This window comes from Rhizobium sp. RAF36 (assembly GCF_052114105.1).
Taxonomy (GTDB): domain Bacteria; phylum Pseudomonadota; class Alphaproteobacteria; order Rhizobiales; family Rhizobiaceae; genus Rhizobium.
Genome location: NZ_JBFREC010000004.1, coordinates 460,610 through 476,987, shown reverse-complemented (window position 1 = coordinate 476,987; position 16,378 = coordinate 460,610). Strand labels below are relative to the sequence as shown.

Genomic DNA, 16,378 nt, shown 5'->3' with positions numbered 1-16,378 from the left:
CAGAGGGTCCGGGAAGCCGCGCCCTCTGCGGCCTATTTCACGAAATTCGAGGTTCACAGCATGTTGAGGATCAGGGGCGCCCTGATCGCCGCTCTCGTGGCGGCGGCATTGCCAGGCTGCAAGATCATCAAGACGCCGACTGCCGAGGAAAAGGCAGCGGCGGCCGCAAAGACCGCGTTCGATCCGAATGCCAAGGTCGAGGCCATCTGGCAGTCGCAGGCTGTTCCCCATTATCAGAAGCGCGCGGGTGAGCTGAAGGACGTCGTGGCCGCTGTTGCCGCGGGCCCCGATCAGGCCGGCGAGAAATACGGCAATCCGAAGAAGCAGGCGAGCGCGCCCTGGACCTATGCGGTGAAATTCACCGGCAAGGTCGTGGCCGCTGACACGCAATCGCGCGCCGCGACGCTCGACGTCGATGCCGATGGCGACGGCAAGGCGGATGCCAAGGTGCAGATCGGCCCGGCGCTGCGCGGCACCGCGCTGCGCGACACGCTCGATTTCGTCAATTTCAACGAATTCAAGAACCAGATCGAATGGGCCCAGTTCGGCAAGGCCTTCAACGAGAAGGCCAATACCGCCTTCCTGTCGGCCCTGCCGCGAGACGGCATAACCGGCAAGACGGTCACGGTCGTCGGTGCCTTCCCGCTGCCATCGGGGAGCGACCTGCCGCTGGTCACCCCTTCTGAGCTGACGGTGGCGCCATGACCGTTGACGCTGCCAAGGACGATATCATCCTGCGCCTCGACGATGTCTCGAAGGTCTATTCGGGCATCGTCGCCGTCAAGCGCGCCAATCTCGAGCTGCGCCGCGGCGCCGTCAACGTTCTCGTCGGCGAGAATGGCGCCGGCAAGTCGACGCTGATGAAGATCATCGCCGGTGTTGAGCGCCCGACACTCGGCAAGATCATTCTGGATGGCAAGCCGGTCTCGTTCGACAGCCCGGCCGATGCGCAGGCACACGGCATCGGCATGATCTTCCAGGAACTCAATCTCTTCGCCAACATGACGGTGGCCGAAAACATCTTTGCCACCCGCGAAATTACCCGCGGCGTGCTGGGCATCGACCACAAGGCGCAGGTCGAAAAGGCCAACGGCTTCCTGAAGCGTCTCGACGCCGGGATCGACGCCGAGACCATGGTCGAAGACCTGCCGATCGGCCAGCAGCAGCTGGTCGAGATCGCAAAGGCGATGTCGCTCGACGCCCGTATCCTGATCATGGACGAACCGACCTCGGCGCTTTCTGCGGCCGAAGTCGAAATCCTCTTCAAGGTCATCGGTGAGCTCAAGGCACAGGGCGTGGCGATTGTCTATATCTCGCACCGGCTGGAAGAGTTGATGCGGATCGGCGACTACATCACCGTGCTGCGCGACGGCCAGATCACCGGCCAGGCAATGGTGAAAGACATTGACACCCGCTGGATCGTCCGCTCGATGATCGGTTCGGATGCCAAAGACTTCGCCAAGGCAGACAATCATGCGTTGGGCGGCGAAATGTTCCGCGCCGAAGACATCAGTCTGCCGCGCCCGACCGGCGGGCTTGCCGTCGACCATGTCTCACTCTCGGTCAAGTCAGGCGAAATTCTCGGTATCTACGGCCTGATGGGTGCCGGGCGTAGCGAATTCTTCGAATGCGTCATCGGCCGCCACATGCATTCCACCGGCAAGATCTTCATCGACGGCCAGGAAGTCCGCGCCCGCGACACAACCCGGCGCATCCGCCGCGGACTGGCGCTGATCCCTGAGGATCGCCAGCGCGAGGGCCTTGTGCAGGTTCTGTCGATCGCCAGCAATCTGACGCTCGCCAGCCTCGGCCGCTTCGCCCGCTTCTTCCACATCAGCGCCTCGGCCGAGAAGAATGCCATTCGCGAGGCGATCAAGGACCTCTCGATCAAGGCTCCCAATCCGGATTTCGAGGTCACCTCGATGTCGGGCGGCAACCAGCAGAAGGTGGTCATCGGCAAGGCGCTGATGACCAATCCGAAGGTTCTCTTGATGGATGAGCCGAGCCGCGGCATCGATGTCGGCGCCAAGGCTGACGTCTTCCGCACCATGCGGCGGCTGGCGGCCAACGGGCTCGCAATCTTGTTTTCGACTTCTGACCTCGAAGAGGTCATGGCGCTTTCCGATCGCATCGCGGTCTTGAGCAACGGACGGCTGATCGCCGTCTTCGATCGCAGCGAAGCGACGGAAGATGCCATCATCGCGGCTTCGGCCAAGGGACACGGACAGCAGACAGGGAAACTCGCGTCATGACGGCGGCTACCACGACTACCACAGCGCCGAAGGGCGCCAACGGCTCCGCACTTCTGACGCTGATGAAGCTCAGAACCTTCATCGCGCTGTTTGCCGTCATCATCTTCTTTGCGATCTTCGCGCCGAACTTCACCTCGACGGCGAACATGATCCTGATGTCGAAGCATGTGGCGCTCAACGCCTTTCTCGCCATGGGCATGACCTTCGTCATCATCACCGGCGGCATCGACCTCTCGGTCGGCTCGATCGTCGGCCTCTGCGGCATGGTCGCCGGTGGCCTGATCCTCTACGGGATCGAACTGCCGATCGGCTATACGATCTTCTTCAATCTCTTCGAGATCGTGCTGATTACGCTTGCCGTCGGCCTCGCCATCGGCCTGATCAACGGATTGCTGATCACCAAGCTCAACGTCGCGCCGTTCATCGCGACGCTCGGCACACTCTATATCGCCCGCGGCCTGGCGCTGCTCTCCTCCGACGGCCAGACCTTCCCGAACCTCGTCGGCCGTCCGGAATATGCAACGACCGGCTTCGACTTCTTCGGTGCAGGCCGCATCCTCGGCCTGCCGGTGTCGATCTGGATCCTGATAGTGCTGGCGCTCCTCGCCGCCTATGTGGCGCGCTCCACGCCGATCGGCCGCCACATCTTCGCCGTCGGCGGCAATGAGCGGGCGGCGCGCATGTCCGGTATCCGGGTCGATCTCGTGAAGATCTTCGTCTACATGTTCTCCGGTCTGTGCGCCGCGATCGTCGGGGTGGTCATCTCCTCCGAACTGATGGCAGCGCATCCGGCGACCGGCGAAAGCTTCGAACTGAATGCCATCGCGGCAGCCGTTCTCGGCGGCACCTCGATGTCGGGCGGACGCGGCACGATCGGCGGCACCATCATCGGCGCCTTCGTCATCGGCATTCTCTCGGATGGACTGGTGATGATGGGCGTATCGTCCTTCTGGCAAATGGTCATCAAGGGCCTCGTGATCATCATCGCCGTCGTCGTCGATCAGGCGCAGCGCCGCCTGCAGCAGCGCGTTACCCTCATGCAGATGGCAAAGGCAGGTTGAAATGACGGAATTGAAGGGTGCCCTGATCGGTTGCGGTTTCTTCGCGGTCAACCAGATGCATGCCTGGCGCGATGTCGAGGGCGCCGGGATCGTGGCGATCTGCGACCGCGATCCGGCCCGCCTGAAGGCTGTCGGCGACCAGTTCGGCATCGAACGGCGCTACGCGGATACGGCCGAACTCTTCGCTGCTGGCGGCTTCGATTTCGTCGATATCGCCACAACCGTTCCGAGCCACCGCCCGCTGGTCGAAATGGCTGCAAGCAACAAGATCCCGGTCATCTGCCAGAAGCCTTTCGCAAAGTCGCTGGCCGACGCGAAATCCATGGTGGCGGCTTGCCGCGACGCCGGCATTCCGCTGATGGTGCACGAGAATTTCCGCTGGCAGACGCCGATCCAGGCGGTGCGCCGGCTGCTTGACAGCAAGGCGATCGGCACGCCCTTCTGGGGCCGTTTCTCGTTCCGTTCCGGCTATGACGTCTTCTCCGGCCAGCCTTATCTTGCGGAGGGCGAGCGCTTCATTATCGAAGATCTCGGCATTCATACGCTGGATATCGCTCGCTTCATCTTGGGCGACGTCAAGACGCTGACCGCGCGCACCAAGCGGGTGAACCCTGGCATCAAGGGCGAGGACGTCGCGACGATTCTGCTCGATCACGAAACCGGCGCGACCTCCATCGTCGATGTGAGCTATGCGACGAAACTCGGCACCGAAAATTTCCCGGAGACGCTGATCGAGCTCGATGGCACCGATGGCACGATCCGGCTGTCGGCCGGGTACCGCCTCGAAGTCACCAACGCGGCCGGTACCGTCGTCTCCGACGCCTCGCCAAAGCTGTTCTCCTGGGCCTCTCGCCCCTGGCACAATATCCAGGAAAGCGTCTATGCGATCCAGGAACACTGGGTCGAGCGCCTCAGGAATGGCGGCGAACCTGCGACCTCCGGCGCCGACAACTTGAAGACCTTTGCACTGGTCGAAGCCGCCTACGAGAGTGCCGCGACCGGCAAGACTGTCGATGTCGAGGCGATGCTCGGATGACATCGGAAACCTTCGCCCTCTATGGTACGCACGAGGCCGAAGAGCAGCCGGTGACGCTTTCTGCCGGGCGGCTTTCCGCCGATCTCGCCAACGGCAACCTGCGAACGATCCGCTACAATGGTATCGAGGTGCTGCGGGCCGTTTCCTATCTCGTGCGCGATCGCGACTGGGGTACCTACAGCCCGCGCATCGACGATCTGACCGTAGAACAGGGCGATGGCCGCTTTGCCGTTCGGTATACCGCCCATTGCGTCGGCCCTGATGGAAGCACGCTCGCCATCGCCGTGCGAATTGCCGCCACGGAAACCGAACTGACATTCGAGGCCGATGCGCTTTCGGCGACCGGCTTCGAAACCAACCGTTGCGGCTTCTGCATCCTGCATCCGATCGTCGGCGTGGCCGGAGCTCCAGTCAGGGTCGAGGATGTCGATGGCCACGTGGCCGACACGGTCTTCCCCGACCTGATCGATCCCTGGCAGCCCTTCAAGGATATGCGATCCATCACGCATGCCGTTGCCGAAGGCATCCTGGCAAAATGCCTGATGGAGGGCGACACGTTCGAAATGGAGGACCAGCGCAACTGGTCCGACGCTTCCTATAAGACCTACGTGCGCCCGCTGGCGCTTCCCTGGCCTTACAGGATCGGCGCCGGCGAACCGGTGCGCCAGCGCATCGTGCTGTCGATCGACGACCGCCGCAAGGGCTTTGCATCGGCGAAAACGGCGCAGCGTGTGGTCGAGATCAGGAAGGGCGACCGGTCAGGCACGATGCCGCCGATCGGCATCGTCGTGACACCCGAGGAAGCGCGCGCCACATTGGCGGCGAAAGAGATGCTGGACGAGATCGCGCCGCAGCACCTGCTCTTTCATTTCGATCCGCTTGCCGGGCATGGACGCGCGGTGCTCGACGACTTCGCGGCAATCGCGAGAGGCCATCGGGGCTCGGCGACGATCGAAATCGCCTTGCCCTGCGTCAGGTCACCGGCGGAAGAAGCACGCGACATCGCGGCGCTGATGAAGGCGGCACATTTCTCACCCGACGCGATCGTCGTCTCCCCCTCCGTCGATCGCCAATCGACGCCGCCGGGCAGCAAGTGGCCGGAATGCCCGCCGCTGGAAGAAGTCTATGCGGCGGCACGTGCCGCATTCGGCGAGGTGAGCCTCGGCGGCGGCATGCTCAGCTATTTCACCGAGCTCAACCGCAAACGCGTGCCGGCCTGGCACCTGGATTTCGTCACCCATTGCACCAACCCGATCGTGCATGCGGCGGACGACCTGAGCGTCATGCAGACGTTGGAAGCATTGCCTTTCATCACCCGCTCGGTGCGGGCGATCTATGGCAGCAAGCCGTACCGGATCGGCCCTTCCACCATTCCCATGCGCCAGAACCCCTATGGCAGCCGGACGATGGACAATGCGGGCCATGCCCGCATACCCATGGCCAACAGCGATCCGCGCCAGAATGGCCGTTTCGCCGAAGCCTTCGCTTTTGCCTACGGGATTCAGGTGGCCGATGCTGGCCTGGAATGTCTGACGCTTTCGGCGCTGACGGGACCTTTCGGTCTGATTGCCGGAGACGGCGAGCCGTCACCACCCGGTTCGCCGCGACCACTCTTCAACACGGTCAAAGCCTTGGCCGGCATGGCCGGCTACAGCTGGCGCGAATGCCGGTCGGCAGTGCCGTCAGATGTTCTGGCATTGCTGGTGCAGGACGCTAGCGTGCAGTCGCTGTGCCTCGTCAACATCACGCCGCGTGTTCAGGAAGCCGCTCTCGGAAGCTTCTATCCCGCAGGCGGTGGACAGGGTCTGATCAGACTTGCGCCCTATTCCGTGGAGCGCGTCCGCCTGCCCTGATGGTACCCATTCGCGCATGCGACGGCATGCTGCGTTTGACGCGGATTTCTTCCTTGGCCATCTGCAGAAGATAGGCCAGGAGCTCTGAACCCTCGGCCCTGGCAAGTTTGATGGCGATGTCGAGATGGTCGGCAAGATGAGAATTGCGCATCATGAATTTCCCCGCTCAGATACATATATCAATAATTGCTAATGAATCTTGCGCGGGCATTACCAAGGGCGCCCAACAACCTAACGTGAGGAATTCACACTCCTGTCCATACGCCTTGTGAACCATCCCTAACAATAGGGATGGTTGACGGAAACGTACAGGATTCGTTCTTTGGTTGTTCTCACTTGAATTAGATATTTCTAATCTAAAGCAGCCTATACGAGATTTGTACGATCACAAGACAATCTGTAGCTTCACGTCGTCAGGGCGCGCTTCAACGGCGCGATCGAAAGCCTTGATCGAATCCTCGAAGGCAAAAGTCTCGGAAATCAGTGGCTTGAGATCGACACGCCCGGAACCGAGCAGCGCGATCGACCGCTCGTATTGATGCGCGTAGCGGAACACCGTCTCAATGCGGATTTCCTTGGTCGATGCGGTCGAGACGTCGAAACCGACAGGATTGACAGGCAGGCCCACCGCGACGATGACGCCGCCCGGACGCGGCAGTTGCATGATCGTTTCCCATGCCTTCGGCGAACCGGAGCATTCGAAGATCACGTCGGCGCCCCAGCCGTCCGTCAGCCGCGATACCTCTTCGGCAAGGCTCTTCTCACGGATGTTGACCGGAATGACGCCCTGATACTGGGCGGCGATATCGAGCTTCGGCTGCGCCAGATCGGCGACGATGGCACGCGAGCAGCCGCCGGCAAGGGCAGCGATCGCCACCATGGTGCCGATCGGGCCAGCGCCGAGCACCACGGCGGTATCGCCCGGCGCAATCTTCGCCTTCGACGCCGCCTGCATGCCAACGGCAAAGGGCTCGACCATCGCGCCCTCGGCAAAGCTGACATTGTCAGGCAGCTTGAATGTGTAATTGGCGGGATGAACGACCTCGGCAGTCAGAACGCCATGAATGGGCGGTGTGGCCCAGAAGGTCACGGCCGGATCGATATTGTACATGCCGAGACGGCTGGCCTTCGAATTCGGATCGGGAATACCAGGCTCCATGCAGACGCGGTCGCCGATCTTCAGATGGGTGACGCCCTCGCCGACCTCGATCACCGTTCCCGCTGCTTCGTGGCCGAGCACCATTGGCTCGTTGACGACGAAGGGGCCGATCTTTCCGTGGGTGTAATAATGCACATCCGAACCGCAGACCCCGACCGTATGGATTTTGATCTTCACCTGGCCCGGGCCGGTTTCCATCGGCAGATCGATGTCGCGAAGAGCGAGCTCATGCTGACGCTCCAGAACGAGAGCACGGACTTTGGTCATGGCGGTTTCCTTCCCTGTGGCGCTTACGATTCAGCTGCGCCCTTGGTCCAGACTATAGAACCGCCCGCAGGCGAAATTCAATCGCGGCATTTCAGCTTTTGCTCACGACGCGACGAAATGCTCAGTTTGGCGCATAAAGGCATTTATAAGATTTTTATATTGGCGCCATCTGGCGCGTCTCGAACCTTAATGCGCTTCGGCCGCATATTAATGCCCGAGAGATCAAACCGATTATCTCCACGCCAGAAAGCATAAAGGTGCCGATCCCGAGGGAACGGCGCCCTTGTCTTGTCTGACTCCAACAAGAACACCAGGAGTCAAGATCATGATGGATATCATTCTACTGGGCACCGCGATCGTCTTTTTCGGACTGTGCTTTGCCTATACCCGCGCCTGCGACAGGCTTTGAAGGAGAAGCGACGATGACCCTCGATTATATCCTGAGCGGCGCCGTGACCGTTTTCCTCACCGTTTACCTCACCTACGCCCTCATCCGCCCCGAGCGCTTCTGATAGCGCAGGCCGGATACCCGAAAGTTTCCTCCCATGACCCTCAACGGATGGCTACAGATCCTCGTCTTCTGCGGGATCCTCATTGCGCTCGTCAAACCGCTCGGCGGTTACATGACGCGCGTCTTCAGCGGAGAGCGCACGCTGCTCTCCCCCGTCCTCGTTCCGGTGGAACGGGGACTTTATGCGCTTGCCGGCACCAGCGACCGCGAGGAGCAGCATTGGACCTCCTATGCGTTCTCGCTGCTGATGTTCAACCTGCTCGGCACGCTGGTCCTCTATCTGCTGCTGCGCTTCCAGGACATCCTGCCCTATAACCCGGCCGGGATGACCGCGGTCGGGCCGGAGCTCTCCTTCAACACCGCCACCAGCTTCGTCGCCAACACCAACTGGCAGAGCTATGGCGGCGAAAGCACCATGTCCTATCTGTCGCAGATGGCCGGCCTGACCGTGCAGAACTTTGTTTCTGCCGCAACCGGCATGGCGATCGCCATCGGCCTGATCCGCGCCTTCTCGCGTGCCTCGGGCAAGGCGATCGGCAATTTCTGGGTCGATATGATCCGCGCCACGCTCTACGTGCTCCTGCCTGCCTGCATCGTGCTGACGCTTGTCTATGTCTGGCTCGGTGTGCCGCAGACGCTCGGCCCCTATGTCGACGCGACGACGCTCGAAGGCGCCAAGCAGACGATCGCGCTCGGCCCTGTTGCTTCGCAGCTTGCCATCAAGATGCTCGGCACCAATGGCGGCGGTTTCTTCAATGCCAACTCCGCCCATCCGTTCGAAAACCCCGACAACATCTCGAACATGATCCAGATGCTGTCGATCTTCGCGATCGGCGCGGCCTTCACCAACGTCTTCGGCCGCATGGTCGGAAACCAGCGTCAGGGCTGGGCGATCCTCGCCTCGATGGGCATCCTGTTCCTCGTCGGCGTCGGCATTACCTACTGGGCGGAAGCTGCAGGCAACCCGCTGATGCATCAGCTCGGGCTCGCAGGCGGCAACATGGAAGGCAAGGAAGTCCGCTTCGGCGTCGCCATGTCCTCGCTCTTCGCCGTCATCACCACGGCGGCCTCCTGCGGCGCGGTCAATGCCATGCATGGTTCGTTCACCGCACTCGGCGGCCTGATCCCGCTGATCAACATGCAGCTCGGCGAAGTCATCGTCGGCGGCGTCGGCGCGGGCTTCTACGGCATCGTCCTCTTCATCATCGTCGCCGTCTTCGTGGCAGGCCTCATGGTCGGCCGCACGCCGGAATATCTCGGCAAGAAGATCGAGGCGAAGGAAATGAAGATGGCCGTTCTCGCCATCCTCTGCCTGCCGCTCGCCATGCTGGTCTTCACGGCAATCGCAAGCGTCTTGCCGTCTGCCGTCGCCTCGGTCGGCACGGCCGGTCCGCACGGCTTCTCGGAAATCCTCTACGCCTATACCTCGGCTGCGGCCAACAACGGTTCCGCCTTTGGCGGCCTGACGGCCAACACGCCCTGGTACAACATCACGCTCGGCATCGGCATGCTGATGGGCCGCTTCCTGGTCATCGTGCCCGCACTTGCTATCGCCGGCTCGCTGATCAGCAAGAAGACGGCACCGGCCTCCGCAGGCACGTTCCCGACGGACGGCCCGCTGTTCGTCGGCCTGCTCGTCGGCACGATCCTGATCGTCGGCGGCCTCACCTTCTTCCCGGCGCTGGCCCTTGGCCCTGTCGTCGAGCACCTGGTGATGATCGCAGGGCAGACGTTCTGAGGTTACGCCGATGATCATCCGTCACGCATTCCGCAAATCGATCCACCCACGCCACGGTTCGCCGGGGCGTGGGGCAAGGCCCGGCCTGCGCGGGACCGACGCAATCCTGCTGATGCTGGCTGGCCTGCTCGTCGCGGCCGCCGTTCTCAGACTTTTTCATGGCTGACCGGCCCGGCCGGTTCCGCCTCACTCTTTCAAGCTGGAGTCTCTTATGAGCCAGGCAAAATCCGCGAGTATCCTGGATAGTCGCATCCTCATTCCGGCTGTCGGCGCCGCTTTCAAAAAGCTCAACCCGCGCACGCTGGCCCGCAACCCGGTCATGTTCGTCGTGGCAACGGTCTCGGCGCTGACCACCATCCTCTTCATCCGCGATATAGCCACCGGTGGCGGCAATCTCGGCTTTTCGTTCCAGATCAATCTCTGGCTTTGGTTCACGGTACTGTTCGCCAATTTCGCCGAAGCCGTCGCCGAAGGCCGCGGCAAGGCACAGGCGGATTCGCTGCGCAAGGCGCGCACCGAAACGCAGGCCAAGCTTCTGACCGCCAATAACGGCTCCGGCTACCGCATGGTGCCGGGCACGAGTCTCAAGGTCGGCGACCTCGTTCTGGTCGAGGCCGGCGACATCATCCCGTCCGACGGCGAAGTCGTCGAGGGCGTCGCCTCGGTCAACGAAGCAGCGATCACCGGTGAATCCGCTCCCGTCATCCGTGAGTCCGGCGGCGACCGCTCGGCCGTCACAGGCGGCACGCAGGTTCTGTCGGACGTCATCCGTGTCCGCATCACAGCAGCCGCCGGCTCGACCTTCCTCGATCGGATGATCTCGCTCGTCGAAGGCGCGGAGCGCCAGAAGACGCCGAACGAAATCGCGCTCAATATCCTGCTCGCAGGCATGACGCTGATCTTCGTGCTCGCCACCGCGACGATCCCGAGCTTTGCCGCTTATGCCGGTGGCTCGATCCCGATCATCACGCTGGTTGCACTCTTCGTGACGCTGATCCCGACCACGATCGGCGCGCTGCTTTCGGCCATCGGCATCGCCGGCATGGACCGTCTCGTCCGCTTCAACGTGCTTGCCATGTCCGGACGCGCCGTCGAAGCGGCTGGTGACGTCGATACGCTGCTGCTCGACAAGACCGGCACGATCACGCTCGGCAACCGCCAGGCCACGAGCTTCCGCCCGGTCCGCGGCGTCACCGAACAGGAACTGGCCGATGCGGCCCAGCTCGCTTCGCTTGCTGACGAGACGCCGGAGGGACGCTCCATCGTCGTGCTCGCCAAGGAGAAATATGCGATCCGCGGCCGCGATATGGCCAGCCTGCAGGCGACCTTCGTTCCCTTTACCGCCCAGACCCGCATGAGCGGTGTCGATATCGGCGGCTCTTCGATCCGCAAGGGTGCGGTCGAAGCCGTGCTGACCTATGTCGGCGCCAACAACGCGCCGTCCAACGGCAATGCGGCGATCGCTCTGCGTCCCGAGACCGATGTCGTGCGCGAACTCCAGGCTATTGCCGATGAGATCGCCAAGGCCGGCGGCACGCCGCTCGCGGTTGCCCGCGACGGCAAGCTGCTCGGCGTCATCCAGCTGAAGGACATCGTCAAGGGCGGCATCCGCGAGCGCTTCTCCGAGCTGCGCCGCATGGGCATCCGCACCGTGATGATCACCGGCGACAACCCGATGACCGCAGCCGCGATCGCCGCCGAAGCCGGGGTCGACGACTTTCTGGCCCAGGCGACCCCTGAAAACAAGCTGTCACTGATCCGCGAGGAGCAGGCCAAGGGCAAGCTCGTCGCCATGTGCGGTGACGGCACCAACGACGCCCCGGCACTTGCCCAGGCCGATGTCGGCGTCGCCATGAACACCGGCACGGTGGCCGCCCGCGAGGCCGGCAACATGGTCGATCTCGACAGCGACCCGACGAAGCTCATCGAGATCGTCGAGATCGGCAAGCAGCTGCTCATGACCCGCGGCGCGCTGACGACCTTCTCGATCGCCAACGACATCGCCAAGTACTTCGCCATCATCCCGGCGATGTTCCTGACATTCTACCCGCAGCTCGGCGTGCTGAATATCATGGGGCTCGCCACGCCGCAGAGCGCCATCCTCTCGGCGATCATCTTCAATGCGCTGATCATCGTGGCGCTGATCCCGCTGTCGCTGAAGGGCGTGAAGTACCGCGCCATCGGCGCCGGTGCGCTGCTGTCCCGCAACCTCGTCATCTACGGCCTCGGCGGCATCGTCGTCCCGTTCATCGGCATCAAGGCGATCGACATGGCCATCACGGCCCTCGGCCTCGCCTAAGGAGCACATGCAATGTTGAAAGAACTTCGTCCGGCAATCGTCATGATCGTTGCCACCACCGCCATCACCGGCCTGCTCTACCCGATCGCCATGACGGGTGCTGCCCAGGCCCTCTTCCCCAAACAGTCGAACGGCAGCCTGATCGAAAAGGACGGAACCGTCATCGGCTCGACGCTGATCGGCCAGGCCTTTTCCAGCGACAAGTATTTCCACGGCCGCCCGTCGGCCGCGGGCGACGGCTACAACGCCGCCTCATCCTCAGGCTCGAACCTTGGCCCGACCAGCCAGAAGTTGATCGACCGCGTCAAGACCGACTACCAGGCCGCCAAGGTGACTAACCCCGGCGCTGACGTACCGATCGACCTCGTCACCGCCTCGGGCAGCGGGCTTGATCCCCACATCACGCCCGATGCCGCCTACTTCCAGGTCGCCCGCGTCGCCAAGGCCCGCGGTCTCGACGAGGCGAAGGTCAAGGCGCTGGTCGATGCCGCCGTCGAAGCGCGTGAGCTTGGGTTCCTGGGTGAGCCTGTGGTCAATGTGCTTGCGTTGAACCAGAGACTCGATGCCTCTATGACTCAGTGAGTTGAGCTTTCGATACTCTCCCTCATTCCTGTGCTTGTCACAGGAATCCAGCCACGCGAAGTCCTTCGCGTGAAAGAGTCTTCCGGCATCGCAGACGCGACGCCGCTGGATCCCTGTGACAAGCACAGGGATGAGGGATCGTTAGGTTCGTGCAAACCCTGATACCAGTCTGTAGAAAGACGAAGCCGAATGCCAGACGACAACCGCGAACAGGCCGGCAGGCCTTCGCCCGACGCGCTTCTCGAGAAAGCGCGGGCCGAAACACGCGGCCGTCTGAAGATCTTTCTCGGTGCGGCGCCCGGTGTCGGAAAGACCTATGAGATGCTGGTGTCCGGCCGCGCCAAGATTGCCGATGGGCTGGATGTGGTGATCGGTGTCGTCGAGACTCATGGGCGCAAGGAAACCGAGGCGCTGCTGGCCGGTTTCGAGATCATCCCGCGTGTCGCAGTCGCCTACAAAGGCCACTCGCTCGACGAAATGGACCTCGACGGAATCCTCGCCCGCAGGCCCGATCTGGTGCTGGTCGATGAGCTTGCCCATACCAATGCTCAGGGTAGCCGCCATCCGAAGCGCTATCTCGACGTCCGGGAACTGCTCGATCGCGGCATCGATGTCTATACGACGCTCAACATCCAGCATGTCGAAAGCCTCAATGATGTCGTCTCGCAGATCACGCGCATCCGGGTGCGCGAGACGGTGCCGGACTCGGTCATCGACGTTGCAGACGATATCGAGATCATCGACCTGACGCCCGACGATCTGATCAAGCGGCTGCATGACGGCAAGGTCTATGTGGCGCGCACGGCCGAGCGCGCGCTGACCAACTATTTCACGCCCGGCAATCTGACTGCACTGCGCGAACTGGCGCTGCGCAAGACTGCGCAACGCGTCGACGATCAGCTGCTGACCCATATGCAGGCACACGCCATTTCCGGCCCCTGGGCGGCAGGCGAACGCGTGCTCGTTTCCGTCGATCACCACGCGCGCTCGGCCTCACTGGTCCGCTACGCCTCGCGGATGGCAGCACGGCTTCGCGCACCCTGGTCGGCCGTCTATATCGAGACCAATCGCTCGATCAATTTGACGGAAGGCGAGCGCGACACGATTGCCGCAACGCTGCGGCTGGCCGAACAGCTCGGCGGCGAGGCGTTGACGCTGCCGGGCCGCGAGGTCTCGGAAGAGCTGCTGCGCCATGCCGGCGCCAACAACGTCACCCATATCGTCATCGGCTCGCCGAAGAAGCCGACATGGCGGGAATGGCTGCAGCCTTCGGCGACGGACCAATTGATCCGCCGGGCTGGCGATATCAGCGTCCACGTCATCTCGGGAAGCGAGAAGGACACGGCGGCCAAGAGCGGTGTGAAGGCTGCTTCCGCGGCCACCGCCTTCGATATCCGCGCCTATATTCTGGCAACGGGCTATGTGGTCGTGGCGCTTGCCGCCGGCATCGTGCTCGATCAGGTGCTCGATGTCCGCAATCTGGCACTGGTGTTTCTGATGGCGGTGCTGACCTCGGCCGTCATCCACGGCCTGCGTCCGGCGCTCTATACCTGCATCATCAGCGCGCTGACCTTCAACTTCTTCTTCCTGCCGCCGCGCTACACGCTGACGATCAGCGACCCCGAGAGCGTGCTGGCGCTGTTCTTCTTTCTCGGCGTGGCGATCATCGCCTCCAACCTGACGGCAACGGTGCAGCGGCAGGCCGCGGCCGCAAGGCAGCGCGCCAGAACGACGGAAGATCTCTACCTCTTTTCCAAGAAGCTTGCCGGAACCGGCACGCTGGATGACGTGCTCTGGGCGACGGCCTTCCAGATCGCCTCGATGCTGAAAGTGCGCGTGGTCCTGCTGCTGCCGGAAGATGGCGGCATTGCCGTGAAGGCCGGCTATCCGCCTGACGACACGCTGGATGACGCCGATATCGCAGCCGCCCGCTGGGCCTGGGAGCACAATCACGCCGCAGGCCGCGGTGCCGATACGCTGCCCGGCGCCAAGCGCCTCTATGTGCCGCTACGCACCGGCCGCACTGCCGTCGGCGTCATCGGCCTCGATAGCGACCGGCGCGACGGACCGTTGCTGACGCCGGAACAGCAGCGACTGCTCGATGCGCTGGCAGATCAGGCAGCCCTTGCGATCGAACGCGTCCAGCTCGTCGCCGATGTCGACCGCGCCAAACTTGCAGCGGAAGCCGATCGCCTGCGCTCGGCGCTGCTCACCTCGATCTCGCATGACCTGAAGACCCCGCTGGCGGCGATCCTTGGCGCGGCGGGAACGCTCCGCGACTATCTGAGCTCGATGACCGAGGAGGATCGCAACGATCTCCTGTCGACCGTTGTCGATGAATCCGAGCGTCTCAACCGGTTCATCGCCAACCTGCTCGACATGACCAAGATCGAATCCGGCGCCATGGAGCCGAACTATGCGCTGCATTATGCAGGCGACATTGCCGGAAGCGCACTGCGCCGCGCCGCCAAGATCCTCGACGGGCACAGGACGGAAATGAGCATTCCCGAAGACCTGCCGATGGTGAAGGTCGATCCGGTGCTTTTCGAGCAGGTGCTCTTCAACCTGCTCGACAATGCCGCAAAATACGCGCCGGAAGCATCGACCATCCGCATCCGCGGCTTCTCCGACGCCTTCAGCATTGCGCTCGAGGTCTCCGATGAAGGCCCCGGCATTCCCGAGGGTGATCTCGACCGCATCTTCGACACCTTCTACCGTGTCCGCAAGGGCGATCAGGTTCGCGCCGGCACCGGGCTCGGGCTTTCCATCTGCCGCGGCTTCATCGAGGCCATGGGCGGCACCATCACGGCAGGAAACCGGAAGGATCGCCCAGGCGCGGTCTTCACCATCCGGCTTCCCAGACCCAATGACACTCTCAAACTGGATGAACTCAAATGAGCGGTTCGCCCGTCAAAATTCTCGTCGTCGATGACGAGCCCCCTATCCGCAAGCTGCTGCGCGTCGGACTGACAGCACAGGGCTACGAAGTCCACGAGGCCGCCAATGCGCTGGCCGCCCGGCAATCGGTGGTCGATGATCTGCCCGATCTCGTCGTTCTCGATCTCGGCCTCCCGGATACGCCGGGGCACGACCTGCTGCAAGAGTGGCGGGACGACGGGCTGACCATGCCTGTCGTCATCCTCTCCAGCCGTACCGACGAGGCCGGTATCGTCAAGGCGCTGGAGACCGGCGCCGATGATTATGTCACCAAGCCGTTCGGCATTGCCGAACTCGGCGCCCGCATCCGCGTGGCACTCCGCCATCGCCTGCAGCAGCAGGGCGAGAAGGCGATCTTCCAGACCGGCGGCCTGTCGATCGACATCGTCAAGCGGATCGTCAAGGTGGACGGCAGGGAGATCAAGCTGTCGCCGAAGGAATACGACATCCTGCGCGTGCTCGCCCAGCATGCCGGAAAGGTGCTCACTCACCAGTTTCTGCTGAAACAGGTCTGGGGGCCGGCGGCCGATGTTCAATATCTCAGGGTCTATGTCCGGCAGCTGCGTCAAAAGGTCGAGCAGGTTCCCGATCAGCCGCACTATATAACCACGGAGACCGGGGTCGGTTACCGTCTTCGCGAGCCCGATTGAGCGGCCGCAGCCTTCTTCGAAGACAAATGGAAA

13 protein-coding genes are annotated in these 16,378 nt (G+C 62.7%); 12 read left to right on the top strand and 1 reads right to left on the bottom strand.

The genetic code is table 11. From position 1 onward, the window contains the following. The first annotated feature begins 60 nt into the window (after nucleotides 1-60). The 5 genes from AB4Z25_RS17460 to apnL are packed head-to-tail and all read left to right on the top strand — an operon-like array spanning nucleotide 61 to nucleotide 6,202. Nucleotides 61-705: a DUF2291 family protein gene (locus tag AB4Z25_RS17460; RefSeq protein WP_442208694.1), complete on the top strand. Its 645-nt coding sequence runs from the start codon at nucleotides 61-63 to the stop codon at nucleotides 703-705. Further along, nucleotides 702-2,252 carry a sugar ABC transporter ATP-binding protein gene (locus AB4Z25_RS17455; protein ID WP_442208693.1) on the top strand — a complete coding sequence of 517 codons (1,551 nt, stop codon included), beginning with the start codon at nucleotides 702-704 and terminating at the stop codon, nucleotides 2,250-2,252. Before AB4Z25_RS17460 ends, AB4Z25_RS17455 begins: the two co-directional genes overlap by 4 nt. Then, on the top strand, nucleotides 2,249-3,313 hold the full coding sequence (locus AB4Z25_RS17450) for an ABC transporter permease (protein WP_442208692.1): 1,065 nt from the start codon (nucleotides 2,249-2,251) through the stop codon (nucleotides 3,311-3,313). The genes AB4Z25_RS17455 and AB4Z25_RS17450 overlap by 4 nt, the downstream gene beginning before the upstream one ends. A gap of 1 nt (nucleotide 3,314) precedes the next feature. Beyond that, on the top strand, nucleotides 3,315-4,349 hold the full coding sequence (locus AB4Z25_RS17445) for a Gfo/Idh/MocA family protein (protein WP_442208691.1): 1,035 nt from the start codon (nucleotides 3,315-3,317) through the stop codon (nucleotides 4,347-4,349). Beyond that, nucleotides 4,346-6,202, top strand: a complete 1,857-nt coding sequence (gene apnL / locus AB4Z25_RS17440; protein ID WP_442208690.1) for a D-apionate lactonase — start codon at nucleotides 4,346-4,348, stop codon at nucleotides 6,200-6,202. The genes AB4Z25_RS17445 and apnL overlap by 4 nt, the downstream gene beginning before the upstream one ends. Before the next feature lie 385 nt (nucleotides 6,203-6,587). On the opposite strand, the gene AB4Z25_RS17435 is transcribed toward apnL, so the two are convergent. Continuing rightward, nucleotides 6,588-7,628, bottom strand: a complete 1,041-nt coding sequence (locus tag AB4Z25_RS17435; protein ID WP_442208689.1) for an NAD(P)-dependent alcohol dehydrogenase — start codon at nucleotides 7,626-7,628, stop codon at nucleotides 6,588-6,590. A 422-nt stretch (nucleotides 7,629-8,050) separates the two neighbouring features. Between AB4Z25_RS17435 and AB4Z25_RS17430 the strand changes: the two genes are divergently transcribed. The 7 genes from AB4Z25_RS17430 (at nucleotide 8,051) to AB4Z25_RS17400 (ending at nucleotide 16,345) form a co-directional block, all read left to right on the top strand. Further along, nucleotides 8,051-8,140, top strand: coding sequence for a K(+)-transporting ATPase subunit F (locus tag AB4Z25_RS17430; protein ID WP_016556800.1), 90 nt, complete (start codon nucleotides 8,051-8,053; stop codon nucleotides 8,138-8,140). A gap of 33 nt (nucleotides 8,141-8,173) precedes the next feature. Next, on the top strand, nucleotides 8,174-9,877 hold the full coding sequence (kdpA, locus tag AB4Z25_RS17425; protein ID WP_442208688.1) for a potassium-transporting ATPase subunit KdpA: 1,704 nt from the start codon (nucleotides 8,174-8,176) through the stop codon (nucleotides 9,875-9,877). A 10-nt stretch (nucleotides 9,878-9,887) separates the two neighbouring features. Continuing rightward, nucleotides 9,888-10,043 carry a hypothetical protein gene (locus AB4Z25_RS17420; RefSeq protein WP_310291017.1) on the top strand — a complete coding sequence of 52 codons (156 nt, stop codon included), beginning with the start codon at nucleotides 9,888-9,890 and terminating at the stop codon, nucleotides 10,041-10,043. Nucleotides 10,044-10,088: 45 nt separating this feature from the next. Next, complete coding sequence (gene kdpB, locus AB4Z25_RS17415) at nucleotides 10,089-12,176, top strand: potassium-transporting ATPase subunit KdpB (protein WP_112596862.1); 2,088 nt, start codon at nucleotides 10,089-10,091, stop codon at nucleotides 12,174-12,176. Between the two features lie 12 nt (nucleotides 12,177-12,188). Next, nucleotides 12,189-12,758 (top strand): potassium-transporting ATPase subunit KdpC, encoded by a 570-nt coding sequence (gene kdpC / locus AB4Z25_RS17410; protein ID WP_442208687.1) that lies wholly within the window; start codon nucleotides 12,189-12,191, stop codon nucleotides 12,756-12,758. 189 nt (nucleotides 12,759-12,947) lie between these two features. Beyond that, nucleotides 12,948-15,656: a DUF4118 domain-containing protein gene (locus AB4Z25_RS17405; protein WP_442208686.1), complete on the top strand. Its 2,709-nt coding sequence runs from the start codon at nucleotides 12,948-12,950 to the stop codon at nucleotides 15,654-15,656. Continuing rightward, a complete protein-coding gene (locus AB4Z25_RS17400; protein WP_112388490.1) occupies nucleotides 15,653-16,345 on the top strand; it encodes a response regulator transcription factor in 693 nt (230 codons plus the stop codon). The genes AB4Z25_RS17405 and AB4Z25_RS17400 overlap by 4 nt, the downstream gene beginning before the upstream one ends. Nucleotides 16,346-16,378: the final 33 nt, after the last annotated feature.

Excerpts from the sequence above, each read along its gene's own strand:
- kdpA (WP_442208688.1), top strand. The coding sequence starts at position 8,174 with ATGACCCTCAACGGATGGCTACAGATCCTCGTCTTCTGCGGGATCCTC.
- AB4Z25_RS17460 (WP_442208694.1), top strand. The coding sequence starts at position 61 with ATGTTGAGGATCAGGGGCGCCCTGATCGCCGCTCTCGTGGCGGCGGCA.
- apnL (WP_442208690.1), top strand. The coding sequence starts at position 4,346 with ATGACATCGGAAACCTTCGCCCTCTATGGTACGCACGAGGCCGAAGAG.
- AB4Z25_RS17400 (WP_112388490.1), top strand. The coding sequence starts at position 15,653 with ATGAGCGGTTCGCCCGTCAAAATTCTCGTCGTCGATGACGAGCCCCCT.
- AB4Z25_RS17445 (WP_442208691.1), top strand. The coding sequence starts at position 3,315 with ATGACGGAATTGAAGGGTGCCCTGATCGGTTGCGGTTTCTTCGCGGTC.
- AB4Z25_RS17450 (WP_442208692.1), top strand. The coding sequence starts at position 2,249 with ATGACGGCGGCTACCACGACTACCACAGCGCCGAAGGGCGCCAACGGC.
- AB4Z25_RS17420 (WP_310291017.1), top strand. The coding sequence starts at position 9,888 with ATGATCATCCGTCACGCATTCCGCAAATCGATCCACCCACGCCACGGT.
- AB4Z25_RS17430 (WP_016556800.1), top strand. The coding sequence starts at position 8,051 with ATGACCCTCGATTATATCCTGAGCGGCGCCGTGACCGTTTTCCTCACC.
- kdpC (WP_442208687.1), top strand. The coding sequence starts at position 12,189 with ATGTTGAAAGAACTTCGTCCGGCAATCGTCATGATCGTTGCCACCACC.
- AB4Z25_RS17405 (WP_442208686.1), top strand. The coding sequence starts at position 12,948 with ATGCCAGACGACAACCGCGAACAGGCCGGCAGGCCTTCGCCCGACGCG.
- AB4Z25_RS17455 (WP_442208693.1), top strand. The coding sequence starts at position 702 with ATGACCGTTGACGCTGCCAAGGACGATATCATCCTGCGCCTCGACGAT.
- kdpB (WP_112596862.1), top strand. The coding sequence starts at position 10,089 with ATGAGCCAGGCAAAATCCGCGAGTATCCTGGATAGTCGCATCCTCATT.
- AB4Z25_RS17435 (WP_442208689.1), bottom strand. The coding sequence starts at position 7,628 with ATGACCAAAGTCCGTGCTCTCGTTCTGGAGCGTCAGCATGAGCTCGCT.